This is a genomic window from Hymenobacter pini (assembly GCF_020421205.1).
GTDB lineage: Bacteria > Bacteroidota > Bacteroidia > Cytophagales > Hymenobacteraceae > Hymenobacter > Hymenobacter pini.
Window position 1 is genome coordinate 567,238 of sequence record NZ_JAIZZH010000001.1, and the last position, 24,600, is coordinate 591,837.

Annotated in this window: 21 protein-coding genes; 7 read left to right on the forward strand and 14 right to left on the reverse strand. The window is 60.0% G+C overall.

The genetic code is table 11. The annotated features are described in order from the left end of the window. Positions 1-43 precede the first annotated feature (43 nt). On the forward strand, positions 44-403 hold the full coding sequence (locus LF252_RS02555; RefSeq protein WP_226267098.1) for a hypothetical protein: 360 nt from the start codon (positions 44-46) through the stop codon (positions 401-403). A gap of 96 nt (positions 404-499) precedes the next feature. Here the strand turns inward: LF252_RS02555 and LF252_RS02560 are convergent, their stop codons facing one another. Both LF252_RS02560 and LF252_RS02565 read right to left on the reverse strand, forming a co-directional pair. Continuing rightward, positions 500-1,819, reverse strand: coding sequence for a flavin monoamine oxidase family protein (locus LF252_RS02560; RefSeq protein WP_226267100.1), 1,320 nt, complete (start codon positions 1,817-1,819; stop codon positions 500-502). A gap of 31 nt (positions 1,820-1,850) precedes the next feature. Next, complete coding sequence (locus tag LF252_RS02565; protein ID WP_226267102.1) at positions 1,851-2,273, reverse strand: hypothetical protein; 423 nt, start codon at positions 2,271-2,273, stop codon at positions 1,851-1,853. A gap of 141 nt (positions 2,274-2,414) precedes the next feature. On the opposite strand from LF252_RS02565, the gene LF252_RS02570 reads away from it, so the two are divergent. Further along, the gene (locus LF252_RS02570; RefSeq protein WP_226267104.1) at positions 2,415-2,765 is read left to right on the forward strand and encodes a DUF3140 domain-containing protein; all 351 of its coding nucleotides are present in this window, start codon (positions 2,415-2,417) and stop codon (positions 2,763-2,765) included. 129 nt (positions 2,766-2,894) lie between these two features. On the opposite strand, the gene LF252_RS02575 is transcribed toward LF252_RS02570, so the two are convergent. Further along, a complete protein-coding gene (locus LF252_RS02575; RefSeq protein ID WP_226267106.1) occupies positions 2,895-3,575 on the reverse strand; it encodes a TlpA family protein disulfide reductase in 681 nt (226 codons plus the stop codon). Positions 3,576-3,736: 161 nt separating this feature from the next. Between LF252_RS02575 and LF252_RS02580 the strand changes: the two genes are divergently transcribed. After that, entirely contained in the window at positions 3,737-4,042 is a 306-nt protein-coding gene (locus tag LF252_RS02580; protein WP_226267108.1) for an antibiotic biosynthesis monooxygenase, read from the forward strand. Between the two features lie 53 nt (positions 4,043-4,095). Here the strand turns inward: LF252_RS02580 and LF252_RS02585 are convergent, their stop codons facing one another. From LF252_RS02585 to LF252_RS02620, 8 genes are all read right to left on the reverse strand, one after another. Further along, on the reverse strand, positions 4,096-4,632 hold the full coding sequence (locus LF252_RS02585; protein ID WP_226267110.1) for a pyridoxamine 5'-phosphate oxidase family protein: 537 nt from the start codon (positions 4,630-4,632) through the stop codon (positions 4,096-4,098). Between the two features lie 94 nt (positions 4,633-4,726). Continuing rightward, on the reverse strand, positions 4,727-6,016 hold the full coding sequence (locus tag LF252_RS02590) for an ATP-binding protein (protein WP_226267112.1): 1,290 nt from the start codon (positions 6,014-6,016) through the stop codon (positions 4,727-4,729). A gap of 31 nt (positions 6,017-6,047) precedes the next feature. Further along, positions 6,048-10,976, reverse strand: coding sequence for a DNA repair ATPase (locus LF252_RS02595; protein ID WP_226267114.1), 4,929 nt, complete (start codon positions 10,974-10,976; stop codon positions 6,048-6,050). A 93-nt stretch (positions 10,977-11,069) separates the two neighbouring features. Further along, positions 11,070-11,474: an endonuclease domain-containing protein gene (locus LF252_RS02600; RefSeq protein ID WP_226267116.1), complete on the reverse strand. Its 405-nt coding sequence runs from the start codon at positions 11,472-11,474 to the stop codon at positions 11,070-11,072. Positions 11,475-11,658: 184 nt separating this feature from the next. Beyond that, positions 11,659-13,827, reverse strand: a complete 2,169-nt coding sequence (locus LF252_RS02605) for a flotillin family protein (RefSeq protein ID WP_226267118.1) — start codon at positions 13,825-13,827, stop codon at positions 11,659-11,661. A 164-nt stretch (positions 13,828-13,991) separates the two neighbouring features. After that, on the reverse strand, positions 13,992-14,651 hold the full coding sequence (locus LF252_RS02610) for a hypothetical protein (protein ID WP_226267120.1): 660 nt from the start codon (positions 14,649-14,651) through the stop codon (positions 13,992-13,994). 73 nt (positions 14,652-14,724) lie between these two features. Continuing rightward, a complete protein-coding gene (locus LF252_RS02615; protein ID WP_226267122.1) occupies positions 14,725-15,429 on the reverse strand; it encodes a PspA/IM30 family protein in 705 nt (234 codons plus the stop codon). A gap of 116 nt (positions 15,430-15,545) precedes the next feature. Further along, complete coding sequence (locus LF252_RS02620) at positions 15,546-15,965, reverse strand: YbjN domain-containing protein (protein WP_226267124.1); 420 nt, start codon at positions 15,963-15,965, stop codon at positions 15,546-15,548. Positions 15,966-16,165: 200 nt separating this feature from the next. On the opposite strand from LF252_RS02620, the gene LF252_RS02625 reads away from it, so the two are divergent. Continuing rightward, a complete protein-coding gene (locus tag LF252_RS02625; RefSeq protein WP_226267126.1) occupies positions 16,166-16,951 on the forward strand; it encodes an XRE family transcriptional regulator in 786 nt (261 codons plus the stop codon). A 1-nt stretch (position 16,952) separates the two neighbouring features. Here LF252_RS02625 and LF252_RS02630 read toward each other — a convergent pair whose 3' ends face one another. Next, positions 16,953-17,963 (reverse strand): SMP-30/gluconolactonase/LRE family protein, encoded by a 1,011-nt coding sequence (locus LF252_RS02630; protein ID WP_226267128.1) that lies wholly within the window; start codon positions 17,961-17,963, stop codon positions 16,953-16,955. A 188-nt stretch (positions 17,964-18,151) separates the two neighbouring features. Between LF252_RS02630 and LF252_RS02635 the strand changes: the two genes are divergently transcribed. Together LF252_RS02635 and LF252_RS02640 are read left to right on the forward strand one after the other, a co-directional pair. Further along, complete coding sequence (locus LF252_RS02635; RefSeq protein ID WP_226267130.1) at positions 18,152-19,201, forward strand: SMP-30/gluconolactonase/LRE family protein; 1,050 nt, start codon at positions 18,152-18,154, stop codon at positions 19,199-19,201. 108 nt (positions 19,202-19,309) lie between these two features. Next, a complete protein-coding gene (locus LF252_RS02640; protein ID WP_226267132.1) occupies positions 19,310-21,109 on the forward strand; it encodes a M61 family metallopeptidase in 1,800 nt (599 codons plus the stop codon). 62 nt (positions 21,110-21,171) lie between these two features. Here the strand turns inward: LF252_RS02640 and LF252_RS02645 are convergent, their stop codons facing one another. Continuing rightward, positions 21,172-21,492, reverse strand: coding sequence for a hypothetical protein (locus tag LF252_RS02645; protein WP_226267134.1), 321 nt, complete (start codon positions 21,490-21,492; stop codon positions 21,172-21,174). 278 nt (positions 21,493-21,770) lie between these two features. Next, on the reverse strand, positions 21,771-22,616 hold the full coding sequence (locus tag LF252_RS02650) for a universal stress protein (RefSeq protein ID WP_226267135.1): 846 nt from the start codon (positions 22,614-22,616) through the stop codon (positions 21,771-21,773). A gap of 315 nt (positions 22,617-22,931) precedes the next feature. On the opposite strand from LF252_RS02650, the gene LF252_RS02655 reads away from it, so the two are divergent. Further along, positions 22,932-24,539, forward strand: coding sequence for a protein adenylyltransferase SelO (locus LF252_RS02655; RefSeq protein ID WP_226267137.1), 1,608 nt, complete (start codon positions 22,932-22,934; stop codon positions 24,537-24,539). The last annotated feature ends 61 nt before the right edge of the window (positions 24,540-24,600 follow it).

Consider the following 24,600-nt stretch of genomic DNA (forward strand, 5'->3'; position numbering starts at 1 on the left):
CGGTAAACAGCTTTTTTCTTCCACTTCCTTTTTCCGCATTATCATGAAAACCTCCCTGCTTTCCCTTGTCGCTGCTTTTGGCCTGCTGTCGTCTACTGCTGCGCTGGCCGCTCCGGCCCCCGACCACCGCGACGATGACCGTAACCGCCGCGAATACAACAAATATGACGACCGTAACAGCCGGGACTTCAACTACGGCTTCGATAAGAAGCATCGCGTAACCCCCGCCGAAAAAGCCCGCTGGGAAGCCCAGCACCGCAATGACCGCCGCGACGATGACCGGGGTTCCGACTACGACCGTCGCAACGACCGTAATTTCAACTACGGTTTCGATAAAAAGCACCGCGTAACGCCCGCTGAAAAAGCCCGTTGGGAAGCTCAGCACCGCTACGAGCATCGTTAAGCGGATTATAAAGAACGTCATGCTTCGCCTTCGACTCTGCATGACGTTCTTTATACCAATCGGCCCATTCTTCCAAGAGAGTGGGCCGGTTGTCGTTTATGCCGGTTGGGCGGAAATCCGTAGTATTTGCTGAGCTGCGGCGGCTCCCGTAACCAAGGCTGCTTCCACGGTGCCCGAATAGGGGCCCGTGTACACGGCTTCGCCGGCTATAAACAGCGTGCCGGCAACCGGGGTGGAAAGGGTGGCCCGGAATTGCGCGGCGTTGAGGGTGGGGTAGGAGTAGGCCCCGAGGGCCAGAGGGTCGGTGCCCCAGTTGAGGACCTGATGCGCCTTCAGGTGCTGCCGCAGATGGGCTGGTGTGGTTTGCAGCAGGTAAGCCAGTGAGCCGAGGGCTTCCGTGAGTAGTTCGGCGGGGGAGTAATGCTGGCGGTGAGCGGCAGCAGGGCCGGCCAGCCAGCCGGTAAGTAAGGGCTGGGAGCGGGGCTGCTGGCTCCACCACGTGGGTACCGCAGCATCGGAGAACAGAAAGCCAACCTCCGGCAAGGGTTGTACAACGTCGGCCGAAAGCTGCTCCCAGATGGGGGCATCGAACTCCAGCAGGTATTTGATAACGGGACCAAACCCCAAGGCCTGCGCGGCGGCGTGGTGCTCGGGCAGGTCGGGGTGAATGGGGAGGTGACCGGGCTGGCCTGCGGGAGCCTGCCACACGCCCAGTGGCACCGTGAGCAGCAGTTGCGGCGCTTGGAAAACCCGCCCATCCTGGCACCTGACGATTACTTGTCCCGGCTGCCATTCAATGCGGGCAACCTGGGCACCAAGTACCAGCTGGGCACCGGCGGCCTCTAGCTCCCGCGTCAGGCCCTGCACCAACCCGGCGTAACCGCCTTCGGGCCGGGGCGAGTCTTCGGCGCCGTTGCCGCTCCACTCGTCGCGGAGGGCAAGGGAGCTTACCCGGCGGGCATCGGCCGCGTCGTAGCCTTCGGCAAAAGCCGTGGCCTGGCGGCGTAGCTCGGCGTATTCGGGGCCGGGGAAATACTCGGTGAGGAATTCCGCCAGGGGCATATCGTGGGGAAGCTGGTGCAGACGTTCCAGCAGCAACGGCATATCCTTTAGGAATACTTCGGCTTGCTGGGCCTGCCCGGCGGCTACCTCGTAGGTGGTGCCGGCCGTATCGTACCACCGGATGCCGTAGGCGGTCAGCAGCTCGCGGGTGAGGGGCACGTTGCCGTGCAGAAACTCGGCCCCGGCTTCGGTGGGGGCACTAAAGCCAGCCTCCAGGCCCAGTGTGCAGATGCGGCCTCCCGGGCGGGAGCGGGCCTCCAATATGGTCACGTGTCGGCCGGCCTGAGCGAGGTTGCGGGCGGCAAGCAGGCCCGCCCCCCCCGCGCCGATAATCAATACATCAATAGTCATCATACCCTCCCAACCACCAGCCGGCGGGTCGTGTTCAGGCGAGGGAAGCCGGCTGGGGTGCCCGCAGCCAGTGCCGGGCCGCGTCCAGGTCGTTGAACAGTTGCATCTCGAACTGGGTGCCCACGCGCACGTGCAGCTGCTCGGCCGACATCTGGGCAAAGATGCCAGGGGCCAGTACGTGGGCAAACCGGCGCAGCCCCAGGGCTACGGCCTGCGGCATCCACTCCTGCTCCAGGTACTCGTTGGCCTGGTTCCAGGAGCCGGTTACCTCGCGGTTGTCGTTGAGGATGGCGGTGGCCCCCGTCTCACGCATGAGGGCCAGGCCCCCAACGGCTCCCTGAATTACATTTTCGGTGCTAAGCAGGCCCATCCAGCGGTTGTAGAGCCAGCGGTTGGTGGCATCCCACTCAGTAATGAGGAAAGGCTTGCCGAAGGAGTTGGTGAAGGTGTGTTGCATAGAAGCAGAGGCAAGGCGCGGAAGCAGCCGCAAGGTACGCCGCGCAAGCTCAGCGGTAACGGGTTTCTGGCTGAACGAATAACCTCACCCGGCCGGGCTGCGTTTGTTCCCAACCACTCCACCTCACCAACCTTTGCCCGCATGACTGCCAAAGCCCACAACACCCCCAATGATATCTACGCCACGTTCAAGGAAGATGTGAACATGACGGCCGCCGAGCTGGAAAAATGGCTGAAAACCGAGGAATCAAAATCGGTGGGCCAGGACAGTGGCGACGGTAGCAGCATCGGCCATCAATCGGGCGAGAAAATTGTGCGCATCCTGCACAAGAAAAAGGCCGACCTCACGGCCGCCGACGAGGAGCACATGCACAAAGTACACAGCTACATTAGCCGCCACTCAGCCCAGGGCCCCGAGCACAAAAAGGACGTAGAAACCTCCCGCTGGCGCTACTCCCTCATGAACTGGGGCCACGACCCACTGAAGAAGTAGCCGCGCGGATAGATGTGGTCTTGCTCTGATAAGGCCGATATATTGCCGCAACGAATGAATGCGAAACGAAAAATGGCGCAGCTGACTGCGCCATTTTTCGTTGTAATCAGCCGAAGCTACAACGGGCCTTTACTCCCGCAGGCCGCGTTGGATGGCTTCTTCCAGGCGGATGGTGTTGTTAGTATACTCCTGGTCGTAGATGTACTGGCCCTGCTTGTTGAGCACAATGGTGGTGGGGTAGCCCCCGATATCGAACTGCTCAGAAAAGGGCTTGGCCTCGGGGACGACGGCAAAGCCAAAGTCGCCGCGCTGCTGCAGAAACTTCCGGAGGCGCTCGGGCTTATCCCGCGCAAAGGACAGGAACACGACATCCTGCTGGGCCTGGTAGGTGGAGGCCACGCGCTTGAGGTCGGGCATCTCCTCAATGCAGTAGGGGCAGTTGACAAACCAGAAGTTGAGTACAACCACCTTGCCGCGCAGGCTCTCCAGGGTGTAGGTGCGGCCCTGCAAATCGGTAGCGGTGAAACCTGCGGCGGGGGTGTTGAAGGCCCGTTTGGGGCTCAGTGCCTTGGTGCGCACCTTGTCGGGAGTGTCGGCGGGGCGCAGGGAAAGGGAGGTGAAGGCCTTACCCTGGGCCTGGGGATTATCCACTTTGAACTGCCCGGTGCTCAGCTTGGCTTTGTATTCCTCCTTGGATATCACCCGCCCATCCACATCGGTGAATACCGTGTGGCGGTTGACGGTGGCCCGCTGGGCGGTGGCAGCACCGGTAAGCAGGCATAGGGCGGAGGTTAGTAACAATGAACGCATACTGAGTTGGATATAAACACAATCAACGGGAGGTAGATATAGCTCTAGCTATTCACGGCGCACAAGAATACGAAGGTTTCAGCGAGTTTCGGATGGCACTTCGCGGGCTTTTTGCGTACTATTGCTGCCATAACGCCCTACGGCTATATTTCTTGCGTCTTATGCCTATTACCCGCATCTGGCACGGTGTCACCGCCGCCCACCACGCCGACGCGTATTTGCAGTATCTGCAGGAATCGGGTATTGCCGACTACAAAAACACAACAGGCAACCTAGGCGTGCAGGTGCTGCGGCGGGTAGAAGCCCATGTCTGCCATTTCTGGACGGTAACTCGCTGGGACAGTTACGAGAGCATCAAGCGCTTTGCCGGCGAGCAGTACGAGCAGGCCCGCTACTACCCCGAGGACGCGCAGTACCTGCTGGAGTTCGAGCCCACCGTATTGCACTGCGAAACCTTCGAGTTTTAGGCTCCGGCCAACACTCAGTTCCGGCCTTGTACCAGTTGTTTTTTGGACCTGACCTAGATACCCGTGGGCTTGCCGTCGAGGCTGTGGGCGTTGCGGGTGTGCCAATACTGCGCTACCTGCTCGGGGCCGCGCTGTTCCATGTAGTCGTTCAGCTCGTTGCGCTCGGCCCGGTACTCGAAGAAGGGTACGGCCATGCCGCAGGAGGTTTGCACCAGATCTACCGTTACCACCACTATCTGCCGGGAGCCGGGCAGGGGCGGGAACAGCGGCAGCAGCTCGGCCCACTCCGCGTCGCGGGGGTGGTACACGGTGGCAGTGCCGTAGAGACGCAGGATGTTGGGTTTGCCCTCGAAGGCGCACCACATCAGGGTAATACGGTTTACCTCCAGCAGGTGGGCGGCGGTTTCGTTGCCGCTGCCGGTCAGGTTCAGCCAGGCCACGCGGTTGGCATCGAGCACGCGCAGGGTATCCTGGCCCTTGGGCGAGATGTTGACGCGTCCATCCGCGGCGGCTGTGCCCACGAAGAACACATGCTGCTGCTCGATAAACGCCTGAATGTCGGCGCTGATGGCGGGGTATTGCTTACCCATGTGGAAGGGGAATTTAGCTGGGTAGCAGGGTAGGGTCGTTGGATATTAGGGCACAGCCTGCATTTCACGCTGGTCACCTGTTATCCTCTGCCGATCAGGAAAGACAAGTGTAGGATGAGTCAATTTGCGACCGAAAATGCAGTGCATCAAGATAAGTCAACGCTCCTCTGAAAGCATAACGTTGGTTTTGCTTCATTTCTGAATAATAGCTGCGGAGCTTTTCCATAATAGGAAGGCAATGTGCGTGAGAATAAATATCGCCTCTTAGTGAGTATAGGCTTTCTGATACTCTCACTGCTTCTTCAACACTTGTTATCTCAACAGGTTGAGAGCTTACTATTAATTCGAAATATTCCTTGCGCTTTTCCGCATGAGGAGTGCCACCCAATGTATGAACCGCATGTTTTCTATTCATATCTAGTATGTCACGCAGCCGTTTCAACAGATTTTCTTTTTGACGGTGAGTAGTAGTCAAACTGCTTACAAAAGCAATAGACTGCTGAATGTCGAGTTGCATAGCGTGAAAGAGAAAGTAAACAGGAACATTAACTGTGTTGCCATGTACAATAGCTCTAATGTAATCTTGAGGAGTGGCTTCTAAATGACCAGTACTAAACGCTTTAATTAAGTCTTCCTCATATAATGGCTTAGCACGAGTTATTACTCGTGCTACTTCTGGTATCTCACCAATTATGCGCAAGGCTGGGGACCCTTCTACCTTTTCTGAATACTTATCTACAACCTGTATCTGAGTCAGCAGGGCTTCGTCAAGAATAAATGTATTAGCGTTCGATTTTATTTCGCCAGTTTTCTTGTTTAAGAAACCTATGTTGTCAACTCCGATAGTAGCGCACTTTTCAAAAATATTTCTCCATTTGCGAGTTTCATCTTCCCTTACCTGGTTAATAATATTTACTAAATCACCAGCTTTTATCTTTTCCGATTTTGCGCCATAGCGGAAGTAAATATCAGACCCGAACGTAACTGCAGAATCTTTAATGCAAACAACTGGTTTAGTCTGATTTTCTTTTACCCAGATGATGCCTATAGTTTTACCGTCGACCTCATACTCCGTGCGTTCGAACTCAATGTAAGGCGTGAACAATTCATTGAGGAAAGTAGTAATTACTGCATCATCAACAGTCATGAAGTCGGATACGCCCACTACTTCATGAGGTGCATTCTTAATCCCGAATACTAAGCAGCCGCCTTTGTTATTAGCGAATGCAGCCATTGATTTAGCATACTTGGATCGGCTTTCTTTACTAGCCCAGTCAAACTCACGCTTGAATTCAGTAGTAACGGATTCGCGGCGAACCAGGCGCCCTTGCTGATTTAGACGAAAGAAATCAGCAAGCCAATCGGCATCATATATATTGATCATAACAGATTTACTGTTTCTAAATTAAAAGTGTTTACCCCCGTTTCAGCACTTCCCGAATCCCACTCAGGCCACCGGCAATGCTTTCCAGCTTATCCAGCATCTGTAGAAGCTGGCCGGCGCCGGAGTTGCGGAGGTTGTCGCGGAAGGTGGCTTTGATTTCCTGCCAGCGGGTTTCCTCGGCGGGGGTGAGCCAGCCGAGTAGCTCGCGCAGCTTGAGCAGGTTGGCCTCGGTGGCGCTGGTCAGGGTTTGGGCTTCGCTTTCGTAGTGGGCGGCCAGCAGGTCGGTTATTTCCTGATCGTTCATCACGGGGCGCACTTTCTCGGCCAGCTTGTTCATGTTGCGGTAGGAGCCCTGCAGCTTGAACGGCGGCTCGTTGCGGTAGGCGTCGGCCTGAGCGGCGCTGGCAATGTAGGCCGCATTCACGCGGGCCACCACGTCGCGCAGGCGCAGCAGCTTTTGCAGCACCGCCACGTACTCGTTCAGCTCCTCGGGCGAGTGGTTACCCTCCAGGCTCAGGCCGTCCTGCTGTCCGGTTTCGGCGAGGCGGATGAGGGCGGGCACGTCCTGGGGGCTTTGGGTGGCGAGGCGGCCCAGGGCGGCGTTGCTGGTGAGGGCGTTTTCGAGGTAGGAGAGGCGGAAGGCTTCCTCGGAGCCGGTGCTCAGGATGTCGCCGAGGTTGTAGATGTCGGCGCGGTTGGCCAGCATGTCGGGCAGCTGAAACACGTCGCCGCTTTCGGTGTAGGGGTTGCCTGCCATCACCACCGCCACCTTGCGGCCGCGGAAGTCGTAGGTGCGGGCGCGGCCCTCGTACACGCCCTCAATCTTGCGCTGGGCGTCGCAGAGGGAGATGAACTTCTGCAAAAACTCGGGGTTGCAGTGCTGGATGTCGTCCACGTAAATCATTACGTTGTCGCCCATCTCGAAGGCCAGGTTCAGCTTCTCCAGTTCCTGCCGCGCTCCGGCGTTGGGGGCCTGGGCGGGGTCTACGCTGGTTACGGCGTGCCCAATGGCCGGCCCGTTGATCTTCATGAAGATGAGGCCCAGGCGGTTGGCCACGTACTCCATGAGCGTAGTTTTGCCGTAGCCAGGCGGCGAGATGAGCAGGAGCAGGCCCATGAGGTCGGTGCGCTTGCCCTCACCCGCCGTCCCGATCTGCTTGGCCAGGTTGGCCCCAATCAGCGGCAGATACACTTTGTCAATCAGCTGATTGCGCACGAACGAGGTGAGCACCCGCGGGCGGAAATCTTCCAGGCGCAACTCCTGGGCGGCCCGTACCAGCAGCTGCTTCTTCAGCTCCTGAAACTGCTCGAACTGCGGCACCAGCACCCGGTCGTAGTGCAGCAGCCGGCGCCGGAAGTCGGGGAAGTTGAGGTGGTAGCTGGGGGTAGGGGCCTTCGGGTCTTGGGGGCTTGGATTTTCCGGCGTGACGATGCGCGGGTGGCTGCCCTGGAAGCCGCTGAGTGTTTCGCGCAGGGGCGTGTGCACCACTCGCGCCGAATCATACGTGCCGGTGAGCAGGAGCACCGCGCACTCGTTGCAGAAATCAGAGAGGGTAGCAGCGGCCGGGGCCTGGCGCAGGTAGGCCTGCAGCCACTGCCGGATCAGGGGCAGCTGGGCCGCGGGTTGGTCCTGCAGGCCCGTCACCGACTGCTGGAACAGCTCCGTGGCCTGGCGCTCCTGTAGCTGCTTCTGGAACTGCTGGTACAGCTCGGCGGCTTCGGCGGCAATGATGAAGGTGCCCGTGTGGGTCAGCTCGTGGAAGAGGTAGTCGCCGGCTTCCGCTACCTGGCCTAGGGTGAAGAGGCCAGTTTGCTGGGCAAAGGTGTCCACGGCGGCTTGCAGCTCAGTTTTCAGCTCGTCGAACTCCTGCGAATCGGGGAATACCTGCAGCAGCACCCCGATGCCCTGCAGTTGCCGCTCCCAGTGGGCGCGCTGGTCGGGGTCGGCGAAGCGCAGCCAGTAGAGGGCCGCGGCGGCGCGGGTGTCGGCGGGGTAGCGGAGCAGGTCGGCGGTGCGGGTGAGGCGCACCAGGGCCGTGAGCAGCAGGGCCGCGTCGTGGTCGTGCACGCCTTTGAGGTAGCCTTCCTGGTAGCGCGCGGCCATAAACTGCTGCACGTAGGCCAGTAGCTCGGCGGCGCTGAGGTGGCCTAGCTCCGTTACGGACAGCACGGCGGGGCGGCCGGCTTCCGCGTCGGCGGGCGCGGGGTGCTGGGCCGCCTGCAGAATGCGCCAAGCCAGAAACTCGGCCCGGTACACGTCCTGGTTTTCCGACACCACGGTTTGCTCCCACACGGGCCTAGCCGCCAGCAGGGCGGGGTCGGTTATCTTCTGGAAGAAATTGGTGCCGGTGAGGTGGTAATGCAGGGCATCGTCGCGCAGCACCACGGTCAGCTCCAGGGGCTGGGTATTGACGGTGAAGGCGTGGGGGCCGAACTTGAGGGTCTGGCCGCCGTCGGCGAACAGGTCGGCCCGGTCGCGGAGCTGGCGCACGGCGTCTTCGCGCAGAGTTTTGAGGCGGCTCAGCACGTCGTCGGCCTTCACCGAGTCGCCGAGGCCTAGCAACTCCTGAGCGGTCTGGCGCACCTTCTCTACCATCACGTCGGCGGCAAAGTACCCGTTGATATCCGCCACCGATTCCAGGCGGGCGAGGCGGCTCTGCACCGCTTTCAGCAGCCGCTCGGCGCTTTGCAGCAAGGCCGTAGCGCGCTGGTTGCGGGCCGCTACCAGGGCCGTCTTCTTTGATTCGAAGGCTTCTACCACCTGCTCGCGCCGGGTGGTGAGCTGCTCGATAAACTGGTCGAAGTCGGGAAACTTGCCTTCCAGCTCCTCCAGCTGCACCATGAGCTTGGTTTGGTACTCGTCGCACTTGGCGGGGGTGTCGGCCAGGTCGAGGTAGTTGGTGAGGGCCTGTTCCAGCAGCTTGAGCTGGGCGGTAAACTCGGCCTGGGCCTCGGTGCCGGCCAGGGCCTGCCGCCGCCGCTTCAGCGCCGCCCGGATCTGGTTGAAGCGGGCATACACCGTCGAGATGTTGTCGATGATGGCCGTGGTCTGGGTCGGGTCGGGGATGGGCAGGTTGCTCACTACCTCAATCAGCAGCTCCAGCTCCTGGGCCACGGCGGCCGATTCCTGCTCGCGCTGGTCGGCCTCCACGGTTTTCTGCACCTGTTCCACGCCGTCAGCAATGGCCTGCACGCGCTGGGCGTAGGGCAAGAGAGCATCGGCTTTCAGCAGGAAATCCACGGTTTGGGTGGCTACTTCCTTGCTGAGGGCTTCCAGGTCGTTGGCGTGCTTTTCCACGGCCGGCAGCTCCACGTAGCGCACCTCCTTCAGGAAAATGACCTCGCCCCGCACCCCGCGCAGCTCACCCAGCAGCTGCACAAACTCCGTGACGGTATCGGGCGCCGAGCGGCGGATGCGGCCCACCAGCTCGTCGGCCCTCTGGAAAACAGTTTGGGTTTGCTGGGCGGTGTTTTTGCGGATGCTCTGCACCTTCTCAAACTCCTCCACGGCGGCCGTGGCCGTCTGGCGGATTTCGCCCAGGGGCTCGGCCAGGGCCTGGGCGGCGGGCTCACGCAGCCAGTGGTAGGCGTCGGTGAGGGCGGTGGTCTGGCGGATCAGGTCGAGGTAGAGGCCAGCGTAGGAGTCGTCCTTGCTGGTCAGGGTCAGGACCTCCTGCACCTCGCTCATGGCCCGCACAATCTCCTTGTTGCCCAGCTTGTAGAGGTAGGAATCGGAGGTGACGGGTAGCTCGAAATCCGGGGCCGTGTAGGGCGTCTGCCAGATCTGCACGGCGTGGTGCTTTTTAGGTTCGTCGTCGGCCCGGAAGTAGCACAGCTCCCCGTTCTCAAACAGGGCGTAGCCGTGGCACACAATGGGGTTGTCGACGCGCTGGGCAATGCGGTTATAGCTCAGCAGCAGGTAGGTGCCCTGGTCCTTGTTGTAGAACACGTACAGGAAATCCTCCCCGTTCGGCGACACCACGCGCTTTTCAAACAGCATCTCCCGCAGCCCGTTGTCGAACAGCTTGTTGTCGCCGGTTTGCAGGTAGAAGCCGTGCGGGAAAATCAGGCCCTGCCCGTCGGGCAGCAGCACGCAGGCATCAGCCAGAGCATCGAGGCGCTGGGCGGTTTTGAGCTTGAAGTTGAAAATGAAGTAGCGGTACTGCTGCTCCTGGTAGGGCCGGATTTTGAGCAGAATCAGGTTGCCCACCACCGCAAAGTAAATTTCCGAGTCGTCCAGGGTCTGATCCTTGTCGTCCACCGGCTCACTCAGAATGCCCTGTCCGGTGCTGGTGTTGTCCTCGACTTTGATGGTCAAGTCACCGCCGATGGTTTCCACGAACACCTTGTCCTCGATGCTGATGTGCGGGTGCTTGCCGCCGCGCTGCATGTCACGGGTGGCGCGCTTCCACTGAAACTCGTGCTGAGGCGGGAAGGTGTACTCGTGGTCGGAGCGGTTGTCGAGGTAGGTGAGCGTATCTCCCTGCAGGAGCCATTTGAACGTCTTCACATCCGAGGCGCTCTTGCCCACCCGAAATACCATGAACAGGTGGGTGCCCAGCACCGCAAACTTCACGAATTGGGTGTTCTTGTAGTAGCGGTACAGGTTGCGAAACTCCTCCAGAAACTGCGGGTTCTGCAGCAACTCCAGCCCCAGCGGCCGGAAGTCGTGCTCCGTATACTCGTACACCCCAAACACGTCGGCCAAATCCGGCTCCGCCTTCAGCCCCAAGGTTACGTTGTAGCCGAAAATAAACCGCTGCCCCACCGGCACCATGTCCCAGGGCACGCAGTTGTTTTCCGTGGTAATGCGGCCGGTGCCAATCAGGCGCGTATCCACGGCCCCGAACACCTGCTTGCGCTCCGCATTCAGCTTATCCAGCCGCTGACGCAGGTCGGTGCTGCTCTTGAGCAGGCGGTTGCGCAGGATTTCGTAGGTGCCGGTTTCGAGTTGTTCCATGGGTGGGACCCCACCCCCCGGCCCCCTCCCCTCCGGGAGAGGGGGAGCCTGACGTTAGGTGGTTGTTTTTAGATTCGTGATAAGCTGAGGCAGCTATCCTTGTTGAGTTGGGAGGAGCGTCTTCAGGTGCTCGGTAATGGTTTGTATAACCTGCGGCGTGTTGTATAACACGTCTTTGTTCGGGAAGCGCAGGACCAGAAAGCCGGCTTCCTGCAGGTTGTGGGTACGGCTGCCATCGTACTCCACTTGACCCGCTTCATCGTGAATGCTGCCATCAACTTCAATAATTAGCCAAGCTGGCAGGCACACAAAGTCAACAATGAACTGCTGAATGGCGTGCTGACGGCGAAACTGCACGCCCAGCTTGTGGTCGCGCAGTTCTTGCCACAGATGTTTTTCAGCCAGAGTAGGATTCTTGCGGTTAGCCCGCGCATACGCCTTCAAGCTCCTGACCCACCGCTTAGCGTCCGTGGTGTACATGCGATAAGACTCGTTCACTTCCGAGACCCCACGCCCCAGCCCCCTCCCCTCCGGGAGGGGGGGAGCCTGACGATTATCGTCTGAGCTTTCCGAATTATAGTATGGACTCATAAATCATTATTCATGAGGAATAATTGAAAAACAATCCTCTGCGCCACCGTGGCTCCCCCTCTCCCGGAGGGGAGGGGGCCGGGGGGTGGGGTTACTTCAACTCCAGCGTCCCTACCTTCTTGTCACCAATGCCCATTACCTGTGCCGTACTCGCCAGTTGCGTGATGGTGGCGCGGGTGGCGTCGTCGCCGGCTTGGTTCATCATCTTCAGGAGCAGGGCTGAGACGCTCAGATTCTTCAGGTCGTCGGAGCTGAGGCCGAACTGATCCACGAAGCGGCGCAGGTTGGTTTTGAAGTCGCCGCCGCCGTCAGGGCTGAAGAAGGCGTCTTTCACGGTGCCCAGCACTTCGGAGTTGTGCACGGCGCGGTCCACCATTTTGCCTTTGGTGATGGAGCCGATGATCTGGTCGAAGAACATGGTTTCCCCACCCACAATGTCGATTTTGGCCGCTTTGAGGGCCTCGCCGATAACGTCGGCCTGGCTGGCGGCAATGTCCTTCTGGATGTTGATCTGGGCCAGCTCCACCGACTTTTCCTTGTCGAGGCGCAGCTTGAACTCCTCGTGGTCTTTGCCCACCCCGTCGAGCTTTTTCATGGCGTCGGCCTTGGCTTCGATGCCCTTGGCTTCCACCGCGAATTTCTGCTCCGACACGGCGGCTTCGGCCAGGCCCTTCTTCTGGTCGGCGTCGGCTTTGGCCTGGATGATGTCGGCGTCGGCGAGGCCTTTTTCCCGGTTGATTTTAGCGGCTACCAGGCCCAGCTTCTCGTCGGCTTCGGCCTGGGCCCCGGCTTTGGCCTGAATGGCCTGGGCCTCGGCGGCGGCGGTCAGCTGAAGCACGTTGGCCTGAGTTTCGCCCTCTTTCTGACGGGCCGTGGCCTTGGCCTGCATCACCTGGGCTTCGGCCAGCCCGACGGCAGTGGCTTTGCTGGCTTCGGCTTCGGCCAGGGTCCGGATGGCCTGGGCTTTGAATTCGGCCGAGGCTTTTTCGGCTTCGGCATCAATCAGGGCCTGCTTAGCGCGGAACTCGGCGGCTTGGCGCTCCATGTCGGCGTTGCTCACCAGGGTTACGGTGGCGGCTTCGGCCTGCTGCTTGGCGGCGGTGAGGGCCACCAGCTTTTCCCGCTCGGCCTGGGCTTGGGCGCGGGTATCTTTGATGCGTTCCTCTTCCTGTACGGTGGCTTTTTCCACTACCACCCGCTCCCGGATGATGGTCTGGATGTTCTTGCGCTCCTCTTCCAGGGCCTTTTCCTTCTCAATTTGGGCCAGGGCCACAATCCGCTCCCGCTCGTTGGCCTCCAGAGCTTTGGCTTGAGCTACCCGCTCAGTTTCCACGGCGTCGGTGCGCTGCTTGTTGCGCTCGGCTACCAGCACCTGCCGGTCCCGGTTTTGCTCGGCAATGCGCACTTCTTCCTCGGTGGCAATGCGGGCTTTTTCCGATTTCAGCCGCTCCTCCTGCTGCACTTTTTCAGCTTCGGCCATTTCGCGGGCCTTGATGTTGGCTACTTCGCGCTTCTGCTTTTCCTGGTTTTCAATCAGCTGCTTTTCCAGCTGCAGAATGGTTTCCTGGGCCTCAACATCCTGCTTCTTGATGGTTTTCTGCTGCTCGCGCTGGATGGAGTTGGCCTGAATTTTCTGCTCCGAGGTCAGGGCAATGATTTTCTTGATACCCTCGGCGTCCAGAATGTTATCCTGATTCAGCGCGGCCAACGGGGTTTGCTCCAGGTAGTCAATGGCGCAGTCGTCGAGCACATAGCCGTTGAGGTCGGTGCCGATGATGCGCAGGATTTCCTGCTTGAACTGCTCGCGGGAGTTGTACAGCTCAATGAAGTCGAAGTGCTTGCCCACGGTTTTGAGGGCTTCGGAGAACTTGGCGTCGAAGAGGTTTTCCAGGGCCGCCGGGTCGGAGGCGCGGTGCGCCCCGATGCTCTGGGCCACGTTCAGCACGTCGTCGTGGGTTTTGTTGACGCGCACAAAGAAGTTCACCTTCACATCAGCCCGCATGTTGTCTTTGCACACTAGGCCCTCGGAGCCGGCCCGGGCAATGACGATGGTTTTCAGCTTGATATCCATCACCTCCAGCTTGTGCAGCACGGGTACCACAAAAATGCCGCTGAATGATACTTGGGTGTCGCCCATACCGGTGCGTACCAGGGCCTCGCCCTGCACGGCTTTCTGATACATGCGCGCCACGATGGCAATAAAACCTAGTAACAGGACGGCGACGATGACAATCACCACCAGGGAAAGTTGTTCTAACATGGATGTAAGGAGTAGGAGTAGAATCAAGAGAGTGAAATGCGGAATTAGGCCTGCTGAACGAAGCGGCTACTTCGCCGGCAACCAAGCGCAAAGGAAGTGAAAGGGAGAAGTAACTGGTTGAGCTGCGCGAAAAAACTGTTCAGCTGGCCCTGCGCTGCTGCGTGCTACGGAGCGTCGTAGGACTCAATCAGGTAGCAGCGGCGGGCGGGGTCATAATCAATAATCAGCGCCGTGTCGCCTTTGCGCAGTTCGGCGGTGGGGGAGGCTGCGTGCACATTCAGCACCAGCGGGGCCCCGTGCAGAACCGGCACTGAAGCTTGGCCCAGGCGGTAAGCCGTAGTGGGTAGCAGCACCGTGCATACTTTGCCCAGCGGCTTGGCTCCGGTGTCATGGTCCCGTTGCATAGCGGCAAACAGACGCACGAAAGGCAGCGTGAGCACCTTGGCCAGCAGCAGACTGCCGATAAACAGTGGCACCAGAAAGCCAAGCCCCAGCAGCCAGGAGGTGTTACCGGAATAGTAGTTGAGCAGGATACTGCCCACCCAGAGGGGTAGGGCCACAAAGCTTACAAACACCATCAGGGGCACCCGGCCCAGGTTGAAGAATGCCAGGGCGTGGTTCAGCCAGCTCACGCCCATGCTGGCCGCGTCGGGGGCGGCGTGGGTGTCATGGGCCAGGTCGAAGTCGTGGTCCGTACTGAGGTCCACCGTCTTGAAATCGAGCAGACCCAAAATAACGGTCAGCCAATACAGCAGCACAAACACCAACAGCGTGGTGGGCAGCAGACTGGGAGGTGAAACCGCCGCGTGTAGAAGTTCGGTCATAGGCAGATCAGGCAGGAATAAGAGTAGTAAATAGGGTGCCAGCGCCGAACGAGAATGGAATATAGTGGTATGGCTATTCCAGCCCCAGCTTTGCCTTCAGCGCCTGCAAATCGGCCGAAGCCTGGCCGCTGCCGTCTTTACCCAGCGCCTTGTCAATTTCCTGGTCGATGGACTTGTTTTCGGTAGCAATCTGCCCGTACGATTCGGCCAGGGCTTCCTCTGTGGCTACTTTTTCCTTCATGCGTTCCAGCAGCGCCACCGTACCCGACGAATCCAGCTGGGCCAGTTGCTGATTGATGGTTTTGGTGGCCGTGCTTACTGTTACGCGGGCTTTTAGCGTTTTCAGCTCGTTGTCCCACTGCGAAATGGTGCTTTTGAGCTGCTGCACGTTCTGTTCGAGCTGTTGGGCCGAGGCCTCAAACTTCTGCTGGTCTTGGGCGGCGCGGGCAGCTTGGGCTTCGTGCTGGGTTTTCTTCAGCAGCGCCTCGGTGGCGAGGCGGTCGGCTTCGGTAGCTTCCAGCTCTTGGCGGTGGGCTTTCTGGAGCAAAAGCACCGCCTTGTTTTCGTAGTCCAGGGCCCGGTTCCGTTCGGCCTCGCCTTCGTTCCGGCTGCGGATGGCCAGCGCCTTCACCTCAGCCAAAGCGTGCAGGGCTTTGTCGAGGTCCTGGCGCAGGTCGCGCAGGCCTTGCTCGGTCATTTTGATGGGGTCTTCGAGCTGATTAACGGCGGAATGCGCTTCGGCCTGCCCAATTTTGAAGATGCGGTTGAAGAGGTTCATGGCGGTTGGGGACTTGGTTTGAAAGGTACTTGGGGACTTGGGTAGGGGGAGCGTGGAGGCTCAGTTTGTTAAGAGTGTGGCTATTTAGTCTGCCTCGACGGCATATTGCCAAGTTCCTAAGCCCCCAAGTCCCTGAGTCCCTCTTTCGAAAACGCAATCAGCTCGTCGCCGAATTCGCTCAACAGTAGAGCCAGCGAGTTGAAAACGGCCTCCAACTCCGGCCGGTCGAGGTGCTCCAGCTGCAGCGTGTCGCGGAAAATGACCTTGCGGCCCGACTCATCCAGCACGAAAGCCCCGTGGATGATGTCCCGGTTCTTCTGCAGCAGCCGCTGGTAGATGTCGCAGTTGGGCGCGGGCAGTTCCAGCAGGTACTGCTCCAGAATCAGAAGCGGGTCGCCGCAGCCCAGCACCAGGTGGTCGATGCCCAACTCCGGCTTGCTCACTACCAGCAGGTTGTTAGCGGGGTCCTGGTGCTGAACATCAAACCCTAGTTCGAGCAGGTAGGTCTGGATTTTTAAAAAGTAGGAGTTGGCCATTGAGAAAGAAGGTGTAGAAGTGGCCAAGATGAAATAAAAGCCCGGGCTTAACTGGCTGGTCCCGGAAGCAGTAACAAGTGGCTGCTCAAAAAAAGAGCGAAGGATAGGAGCGGCTGACAGTATTCGTAGTAGCTTTACGATGCAAGTGTACTCAAAGTTTGAGATATGCTCAAATTGTGAGCGAATAATTTTTTTGCGCTATGTCCTACGTTGGCAAGAACATCCGGAAGATCAGAACGGTCAAAAAGCTCAGTCAGGCGGCATTTGCGGAGCTTTTCGGCCTTGCTAGGCCCAGTGTAGGTGCCTACGAAGAAGGGCGCTCCGAGCCCAAAATGGAGACGCTTATTCAAATTGCTCAACATTTTGGCTTGTCGGTAGACTTGCTACTGACGAAAGAATTGACCGTAAATGAGCTGTACCATTTTGATATTTTCAAGCAGGAAAAAGTGCCTGCTCCAACGAATGATACAACAGTCCATGCTGATCAGCAAGCAGCTCTAACACCGTTTGTACCCGCCACTCGCCTGCTCGAATACATTGTGCAGCATCACAACACAGCGTTTGTGGATGCACTGCCCTCCCTCACGTTCCCGCATCAGCTGGGCCCTACCACTCGTGCCTTTGAAATTATTGGGGCCGAAATGCAGCATCAGCAGCAGGGCCTGCGTCACCAGGATGTGGTGCTGTGCTGCCGCGTGGATAAAGCGGCGGCCAGCAGCCTCCGCATCGGCCGTATCTATGCCTTCGTCACGCAAAGCAGCCTGCTAGTACGGCGGCTGGCCGAGCGCCTCTCGGCCACGGTGCTCAAACTACGAGCCGATAACCCCGATTACGGTGCGCAGGAATTTGCCTTGGACCAGGCCCTGGAAATCTGGGAAGTAAAGGCCGTTTTCACTACCCATCTGCGCCCCCCGTCCCGCATCGAGGACCGGGTAACGCGGCTGGAGCGGCAGATAGAGGAACTGCTGGCCAGGCTGGGCGAGTAGCTTACCGGCCGCCGGTGGTACCCTGTACCAGGGTTTTGACGCGGCACACCATAGAGCCCGCCGTAAAATAGAGGGTGCGCCCGTCGTTGCCCCAAGCGCAGTTGGAAATGACTTCGCCCACCTCGATAGTGCCCAGGTGCTGGCCTTGGGGCGAAAGCACTACCAAGCCCCCGTGGCCGGAGGCCCACACGTTGCCGGCGCGGTCCAGCTTCAGCCCGTCGGGCACTTCCTTGGCCCGCCGGGGCAGGGCCTGCATATCGAAAAACAGCTTGCCCGGCCCCAGCTTGCCAGTGCCGCGCACCGGGTACACTTTAATGATAGGCTGCAAAGAATCGGACTGGGCCACGAAAAGCTGCCGGCCGTCAGCTGTGAGGGCTAGGCCATTGGGCAGCGTCAGATCGGTGATTTCGCGGGTAACGCGGCCGTTGGGGCTGCGCCGGTACATGTAGCTGCCGGGCTGCTCGCGCAAAGGGCTCTGGGCCTGCTGGGGTAGGCCGTAGGGTGGGTCAGTGAAGTACAGGGAGCCGTTGGGATGCATCACTAGGTCGTTGGGGCTGTTGTAGCGGCGGCCTTCAAAGGCATCGGCCAGGGTGCGCTTGCCGTTGGGCTGGCCCAGGGGCAGCAAGGCTACGCGCCGGTCGCCGTGCTCGGCCAGAAGCAGGTTGCCCTGGGCGTCCAAGGCTAGCCCGTTGGTGCCGGGCTCTTTGCCGTAGGGCATGCGCCCGGTAAAGCCGCTGCCTTCCAGAAATTTGCTGAGCCCCCGCTGCTCCGACCAACGGTAAATCGTGCGGGTGGGCGAATCGGAAAATAAAAGCATCGCGCTATCGGCTACCCACAGTGGGCCTTCGGCGTGGCTGAAGCCGGACGCTACAATTTCAATGGGCGTGCCGGGCGCAATGAGCTGGTTGAAGGCGGGCACCTGCGCCACTACGCGGCCGATGGTAGTAAAGCGCGAGGCTTGGGCCGGAGCCAGCAAAGGCAGTAGCAGCGCGGCAAGAAAGGAAAAACGCATAAGCGGGGCAAAGAAGAAAGACGGAGTCTGTCTGCGTGTACCGATGGGTGGGCCGGGAGGTTATGGTAGCCGTTGTCAACCTGCGTGCGAAAGGCCGCGTAGGAACTGACTCTCGCCCGCGGCCACACCCCGCGCCGTTCGTCATGAAAATCATCCGTGTCCTGTTGTCGCTAACCGCCTGCCTACTCATGTCCGCTTCCGATGCTTCCGCCCAACTCATGCAGCCACTTTCCACCCTGGAGCCGGTGGCCGAGTTTGGCCGCCACCAGCCCATCGGAGTGGCCGTGTCGCAGCAGAACCGCATTTTTGTGACCTTCCCCAAGAAGCCGAAGGACTACGACTTCGGGTTGGCAGAAATCGTGAACGGGCAGCGCCGGCCCTTCCCCGATGCCGGCTGGAACCAGTGGGATTCAACGAAAGCTGCCAGTCGCTGGGTAAACGTGCAGGCCTTATTCGTGGACCGCAACGACCACCTCTGGGTGCTGGACCCCGCCAACCCCGACGACGAAGCGCCCCTGAAAGAAGGCGTGAAGCTGGTGCATATCAACTTGGCGGCTAATAAAGTCGAGCGCATCTACCGCTTCGAAGATTTGCCCCTGGAGCGCTCCGGTCTGAACGATGTGCGAGTCGATACCGAGCAGCAAGTAGCGTATCTATCAGACCCCAAGCTGGCCGCGCTGGTGGTGCTGGATTTGCGCACCGGCCGCAGCCGTTTGGTGTTACAGGGGCACAAGTCGGTGCTGGCCGCGCCGGGCTTCGTGTTGCGGATTGACGGGAAAGAGGTAAAGGATAAGAACGGCAAGCCCTTCAGCAGCAACGTGAACGGCATTGCCCTGACCCACGACTTCCGCTACCTCTATTACCGCGCCATCAACCAGACAAAGCTCTACCGCATTTCCACCGAAGCTTTGCGCAACGCCAGCCTCAGTCCGGCCCAGGTGGCCGCGCAGGTAGAGGAGATAGGGGAGGTGGGCATTTCGCACGGCATGATTGCCGATGCGGCCGGCAACGTGTATCTCACCGACTCGCCGGGGCACGCGGTGCGCCGCGTAACGCCCGCCGGTCAGCTGCAAACGGTGGTGCAGGATGGCCGCCTGCTCTGGCCCGATTCGTTTGGGCTGGGCGGCGACGGGTACCTGTACCTGACGGCCGCCCAGATTGAGCGTACCCCCAAGTGGAACAACGGCCAGGATCGGGTGGAGTACCCGTTCCGCCTGTTCCGGATGAAGCTGCCGTAGCCGCTCCCCAAAATCGGGTAATCTTTGTGGCCTGCGCGGCCCGGTGCCAACGCAACGGTTGGAGCCGGGCCGCGTCTGTTAGCGCACTTTTCACCCGTTATATCCTGCATGAATCCGATTTTCCGTTCGGCCGCCCTAGCCGCGTTGCTGGGCCTGGCCGCGCCGGCTCTGGCCAAAGCCCCCAGAGAGCTGACCTACACTGTGAGCATGGACCCGGCCACCAACAGCAACGCCTTTCAGGTGAAGCTGGAGCTGCCCAGGCTCAAAAAAGACCAGGCTATCTACCAGTTTGCGGCTACCGCCCCCGGCACCTACCAGGTGATGGACATGGGCCGCTTCGTGAGCAACTTCCAGGCCTTTGATGAAAAAGGCAAAGCCCTAGAAGTAAAGCAGCTGAACACCAACCAGTGGCAGCTCAGTCAGCCCGAAAAAACCCGGGAAATCCGCTACACCATTGCTGAAACCTGGGATACCCCGGTAAAGGAACACAACATCTACCGGATGTGTGGTTCCTCGCTGGAGATGGACCACGCCCTGCTCAACGGGCAGACGCTGCTGGGCTTTCCGCAGGGCATGCAGGCCAAGCCCCTGCGCCTGAAGCTGCAATACCCCAGCGGCTGGAAAGTGGGTACAGTGCTGCAGGCCGATAAGGAAGGTTACTTCCACCTGGAGGACTACGACCACGCCGTGGACTCGCCCATTCTGCTGGGCCGCCTCACGGAAGCCAGCACCAAACTGGGCAACGCCGATGTGGCCCTGTACTGCTACTCGGCCACCGATAAGGTGCAGGCCGAGCCCCTGCTGGGCTACATGCAGAAGATGCTGACAGCCGCGCAGAGCTTCTTCGGAGGCCAGCTGCCCGTGAACCGCTACGCCTTCCTTTACCACTTCGCCGACCGTTCGGCCGGAGCGTGGGAGCATTCTTACAGCTCCGAGTACGTGCTGCCCGAGCAGCCGCTCACACCTGAGTCGGCGCAGGGCGTGGTGGACATTGCGGCCCACGAGTTCTTCCACGTGATGACCCCGCTCAACATCCACTCCGAGGTGATTGAGCACTTCAACTTTGTGCAGCCCACCGGCTCCGAGCACCTGTGGTTGTACGAGGGCACTACGGAGTGGGCCTCGCACATGATGCAGCTGCGCGGCGGCCTGGTGCCCCTGGACGATTACCTGAGCACCCTGCACGATAAAGTACAGTACGACCGTACCCGTTCCGATACTACGTACAGCCTGAGCCGACTGGGCCTGAATTCGTTTTCGGATGAAGGCCAGCGCCAGTACGGCAACATCTACCAGCGCGGGGCCCTCACAGCCGGCCTGCTCGATTTGCGTCTGCTGGAGCTGAGCGGCGGTAAGCGGGGCTTCCGGGATGTGCTGCTGCAACTGGCTAAGCAATACGGTCCCAACAAGCCCTTCAGCGAAAAGAACTTCTTCGAAGATTTCACCAAGCTCACTTACCCCGAAATCGGGGACTTTTTCAAGCGCTACGTGCAAGGGGCCGAGCCGCTGCCCCTGGCCGAGTATTACGCCAGAGTAGGCGTAAACTACCAGCCCATTGTACACACCGGCAAGCAGGTGGCCACGCTGGGTCCGGTGGGCCTGGCCCCGCGCGAAACGAGCGTGTACTTCACCCGGGTAGGCGGGCCGCTGCAGGCCGCCGGCGTGCAGGTAGGCGACCAGCTGGTGGCCGTGGATGGCGTGCGCAACGACTTTACGGGCCTGCGCCGGGCCGGTAGCCGCGCCCCCGGCTCCGAGCTGCCAATTACCATTGTGCGCAACGGCCAGGAGCAAACGGTGCGGGTGAAGCTGGGCAGCACCGAGGAAGTGAAGCGCTACGTATTCACGCAAAATCCCAGCGCCACGCCCGCCCAGCTGGCATTGCGGGAAGCTTGGATGAAAAATCTGTAGCCGTCCACGAGGCTTGAGCTGCGGTAGTTGTGCCAGCGGCCCCGGTAACCAAGGTTGTTTAATTAGCGCTTGACCAGCTGTCCGGCATGGTTCACGGCCAGGTTCAGTGATACGGCCTGATCGGCTTGTGCCAGTGCGGTGGCCGCCCTGATGGAGCCCTGCGCATCGCAGAAGCAGACTACGTACTCCAACGGTTCGTTGGAAGCGGGCGGCATCCGGTCGATGAAGGGGCTGCAGGCATTGTGAGCCACGCATTGCCAGCACTGCAGGCCGTGGCGCCGATACACGTAGGCAAACAAACCCGGCTGCGGGCTGAAATCAAGCCGGTTGCCAGCGGGTATCCTGTGCAGAAGCAGCTGCGTGATGGATGATGAAGAAAGCATTGGGTGTAATTGGTGAGTGGCGTTGCTGGCTGTGTGCCGACCCTTGGTAAACCGTGCCGGAGTCAGCAATATTCCTCAGATAACCCGTAATTAGCCGCTCGGAAAACCCTGATTTAGAAGCCGGTAAAACTACCGATTAGAAAGTCGGAGCCTTTGCGGGGAGCCGCAGCTGCGCGTGAGGCTCTACTCATCAAGGAGCAGCCCGCCCCCACCGAAAAAACCCGGCACGCTGAGTACCGGGGCTAAAAAATTCAGGCCCGAAAACATGCCGGTTTGCCTCAGGCGTGTACCGTCATAACGGGCTGGGAGGCGTGCAGGGCTACGGCCTCGGAGGTGCTGCTCTGGAACAAGTGGCTGAGGGCGGAGCGGCCGTGGGTGAGCATCACGACCAAATCGGCGTGGGCCTGCTCGGCAAAGCGGGGAATACCGGTACTCACGCGGGGGGCGTCAAACACATCGGCCTCGTAATGCGTGAGCTGGTGGCGGCGGGCGAAGGCCTCCATAGCATGCAGGGCCGCCCCGTGCCGGTCGGCGGAAGGTACCACGTCCAGCAAGTGCAGGGTGGCTTCCGGAAACAGGGCCTGCAGCTCTTTCAGACCCGGTACGGCCCGGTCGGCCTCCGCCGTAAAGTCGGAGGCAAATACTAGGTGCTGCACCGTAAAATCGGGGGCGGGGTGCTTGATGGTAAGCACCGGGCACGGGGCCAGGCGCATAATCCGCTCGGTGTGGGAGTCGAGGAAAAACCGCGTCCAGGAAGTTTGCTCGTGCGCGCCCATCACCACCAGGTCAATCTGGTGCTCCTGGATGGTTTCCAGCACGGCGGGCTCCAGCTCGGCGGTCAACACTAGGTCGCGCACGGGTACATCGGGCATGCGCTGGTGGGCCTCGGTCATCCACTCATGCATGCGGCGCTTGGTGGCCTGCAGAAGCTTGAGCATGTACACGTTGCTGAGCCCGTCGCCGTTGAGCATGCCGCCCGAGGTAGCAATGCCCGAGGCCGACGGCGCATCTACCACGTGCAGCAATGTAACGTGGCCGCCGCTGCGGTGAGCCAGCTGAAGCGCGGCCTCGAAGGCGTAGTGCGCTTCCTGGGAAAAATCGGTGGGAACGAGGATGTTTTTCATAGGAAACGAGGGCTGAAAAACTGGGCGGCCAGCAGGTAAATCAACTAAGTGGCCGTCAACGGAATGTGTTAGAAAATATACCAGCTTTCTTGTTCAAATGCAACTATTATTTATTGATTTATTGCAATTTTAATCTTGACTGTAGTACGCACCTAAAACCGAGCAGGGGGAGGGGTTCTAGCTGCACTGCGTATCTATGCCGATTGTCAGGCCACGCCGCAGCCCTGCCCACGAGTTGGCCGGGCCTCGGAAACAATCAAATCAGTTGCTGGTACCTTGCAGGCATTATTTCCTGGCTGCCGTTGTTACCTGCTTATGAATTCACCCGCCCAACCGCTCGAGCAAGCCACTTTCACTAACTCTTTTGTAGAAGAACTACGGGGAGATGCTTCGCTGGAAAACATACCGCGCCAAGTGCCGGGCTACCATTACTCGCCGGTGCAGCCCACGCCCGTAGCTGCGCCGCGGCTACTAGCCTGGTCCGATGAGTTGGCGGCCTTTTTGGGCCTTGCGCGCCCCGCGGAGCACGGGGAAGCCGTGGAGCTGCTGGCGGGTAACCGCGTGGCCGCTACCATGCAGCCTTACGCCGCCCGCTACGGTGGGCACCAGTTTGGCAACTGGGCCGGGCAGCTCGGCGACGGCCGGGCCATTTCGCTGGGCGAGCTGCAAGCCACCGACGGCAGCCGCTGGGAGCTGCAGCTGAAGGGTGCGGGCCCCACGCCGTACTCGCGGCGGGCCGATGGGCGGGCGGTGCTGCGTTCCTCTATCAGGGAGTTTTTGTGCTCCGAGGCCATGCACCATTTGGGCGTGCCTACCACCCGGGCCCTGAGCCTGGTAGGTACCGGTGACGAGGTGGTACGTGACATGTTTTATAATGGCAACGCTCGTCCCGAGCCGGGGGCTATTGTGTGCCGGGTGGCACCTTCGTTTGTGCGTTTCGGCAACTTCCAGATTCTGCTGGCCCACCAGGAGCTGGACAACCTGCGCCAACTGGCTGACTATGTTGTCCGGCACCATTTCCCGGAGCTAGGCGCGCCATCGGAAGCAGTGTACAAGCAGTGGTTTGCGGAAATCTGCCGGCGTACGGCCGTCATGATTGCGCACTGGATGACGGTGGGCTTCGTGCACGGGGTGATGAACACTGATAACATGAGCATCCTGGGCCTGACCATTGACTACGGCCCCTACGGCTGGCTGGAGCCCTACGAGCCCGGCTGGACCCCCAACACCACCGACTTCAGTACCTACCGCTACGCCTTCGGGCAGCAGCCCCGCGTGGCCCTCTGGAACCTGATGCAACTGGCCCAGGCCTTTTCGCCGTTGGTGTCTTCGCCCAACGAAGACCTGCGCCCGGCCCTAGATGAGTATGTAGCTACCTTCAACCACACCCGCCAGGCCTTGATGCTGCGCAAACTGGGCCTCACACCGCAGTCGGATGCCGCCCCTGATCTGGACCTGGCCACCGCTCTGGACAAAGCCCTGGAAACCTCGGAGGTGGATATGACGCTGTTTTTCCGGCGCCTCTCGCACCTGGCACCCTCGCTGCTAACGGAGCCCGCCAACTTGGAAGCTAGTTTCCAGGCTTTCATTGAAGAGGTGAGCTACAACCCGCACGGTGCGCCGCATCAGGCGCTACGGGAGTGGCTGAAACGCTATGCAGTGCGGCTTGCCCAGGAAACCGCAACACCCGCCGCTATCCAGGCCGGTATGCTAGCCATCAACCCTAAGTACGTGCTGCGCAACTACCTGGCGCAGCAGGCCATTGAAGCCGCCGAGGCCGCCGACCTGACCGACCTGGAACGTCTGTACCACGTACTCAAAACTCCCTTCGCCGAGCATCCCGCCTACGAGGATCTGGCCGCCAAGCGCCCCGAGTGGGCCCGCACCAAGCCCGGCAGCGCCACCCTTTCCTGCAGTTCTTAAAATGAGTTTCTGGTCGCTAGTTGTCGTTCAAACTAGAAACCAGCAGCTAGCAACCAGAAAC

Bases quoted from the DNA above. Each gene is read 5' to 3' on its own strand.
- LF252_RS02555 (WP_226267098.1), top strand. From the start codon at position 44: ATGAAAACCTCCCTGCTTTCCCTTGTCGCTGCTTTTGGCCTGCTGTCG.
- LF252_RS02560 (WP_226267100.1), bottom strand. From the start codon at position 1,819: ATGATGACTATTGATGTATTGATTATCGGCGCGGGGGGGGCGGGCCTG.
- LF252_RS02565 (WP_226267102.1), bottom strand. From the start codon at position 2,273: ATGCAACACACCTTCACCAACTCCTTCGGCAAGCCTTTCCTCATTACT.
- LF252_RS02570 (WP_226267104.1), top strand. From the start codon at position 2,415: ATGACTGCCAAAGCCCACAACACCCCCAATGATATCTACGCCACGTTC.
- LF252_RS02575 (WP_226267106.1), bottom strand. From the start codon at position 3,575: ATGCGTTCATTGTTACTAACCTCCGCCCTATGCCTGCTTACCGGTGCT.
- LF252_RS02580 (WP_226267108.1), top strand. From the start codon at position 3,737: ATGCCTATTACCCGCATCTGGCACGGTGTCACCGCCGCCCACCACGCC.
- LF252_RS02585 (WP_226267110.1), bottom strand. From the start codon at position 4,632: ATGGGTAAGCAATACCCCGCCATCAGCGCCGACATTCAGGCGTTTATC.
- LF252_RS02590 (WP_226267112.1), bottom strand. From the start codon at position 6,016: ATGATCAATATATATGATGCCGATTGGCTTGCTGATTTCTTTCGTCTA.
- LF252_RS02595 (WP_226267114.1), bottom strand. From the start codon at position 10,976: ATGGAACAACTCGAAACCGGCACCTACGAAATCCTGCGCAACCGCCTG.
- LF252_RS02605 (WP_226267118.1), bottom strand. From the start codon at position 13,827: ATGTTAGAACAACTTTCCCTGGTGGTGATTGTCATCGTCGCCGTCCTG.
- LF252_RS02610 (WP_226267120.1), bottom strand. From the start codon at position 14,651: ATGACCGAACTTCTACACGCGGCGGTTTCACCTCCCAGTCTGCTGCCC.
- LF252_RS02615 (WP_226267122.1), bottom strand. From the start codon at position 15,429: ATGAACCTCTTCAACCGCATCTTCAAAATTGGGCAGGCCGAAGCGCAT.
- LF252_RS02620 (WP_226267124.1), bottom strand. From the start codon at position 15,965: ATGGCCAACTCCTACTTTTTAAAAATCCAGACCTACCTGCTCGAACTA.
- LF252_RS02625 (WP_226267126.1), top strand. From the start codon at position 16,166: ATGTCCTACGTTGGCAAGAACATCCGGAAGATCAGAACGGTCAAAAAG.
- LF252_RS02630 (WP_226267128.1), bottom strand. From the start codon at position 17,963: ATGCGTTTTTCCTTTCTTGCCGCGCTGCTACTGCCTTTGCTGGCTCCG.
- LF252_RS02635 (WP_226267130.1), top strand. From the start codon at position 18,152: ATGTCCGCTTCCGATGCTTCCGCCCAACTCATGCAGCCACTTTCCACC.
- LF252_RS02640 (WP_226267132.1), top strand. From the start codon at position 19,310: ATGAATCCGATTTTCCGTTCGGCCGCCCTAGCCGCGTTGCTGGGCCTG.
- LF252_RS02645 (WP_226267134.1), bottom strand. From the start codon at position 21,492: ATGCTTTCTTCATCATCCATCACGCAGCTGCTTCTGCACAGGATACCC.
- LF252_RS02650 (WP_226267135.1), bottom strand. From the start codon at position 22,616: ATGAAAAACATCCTCGTTCCCACCGATTTTTCCCAGGAAGCGCACTAC.
- LF252_RS02655 (WP_226267137.1), top strand. From the start codon at position 22,932: ATGAATTCACCCGCCCAACCGCTCGAGCAAGCCACTTTCACTAACTCT.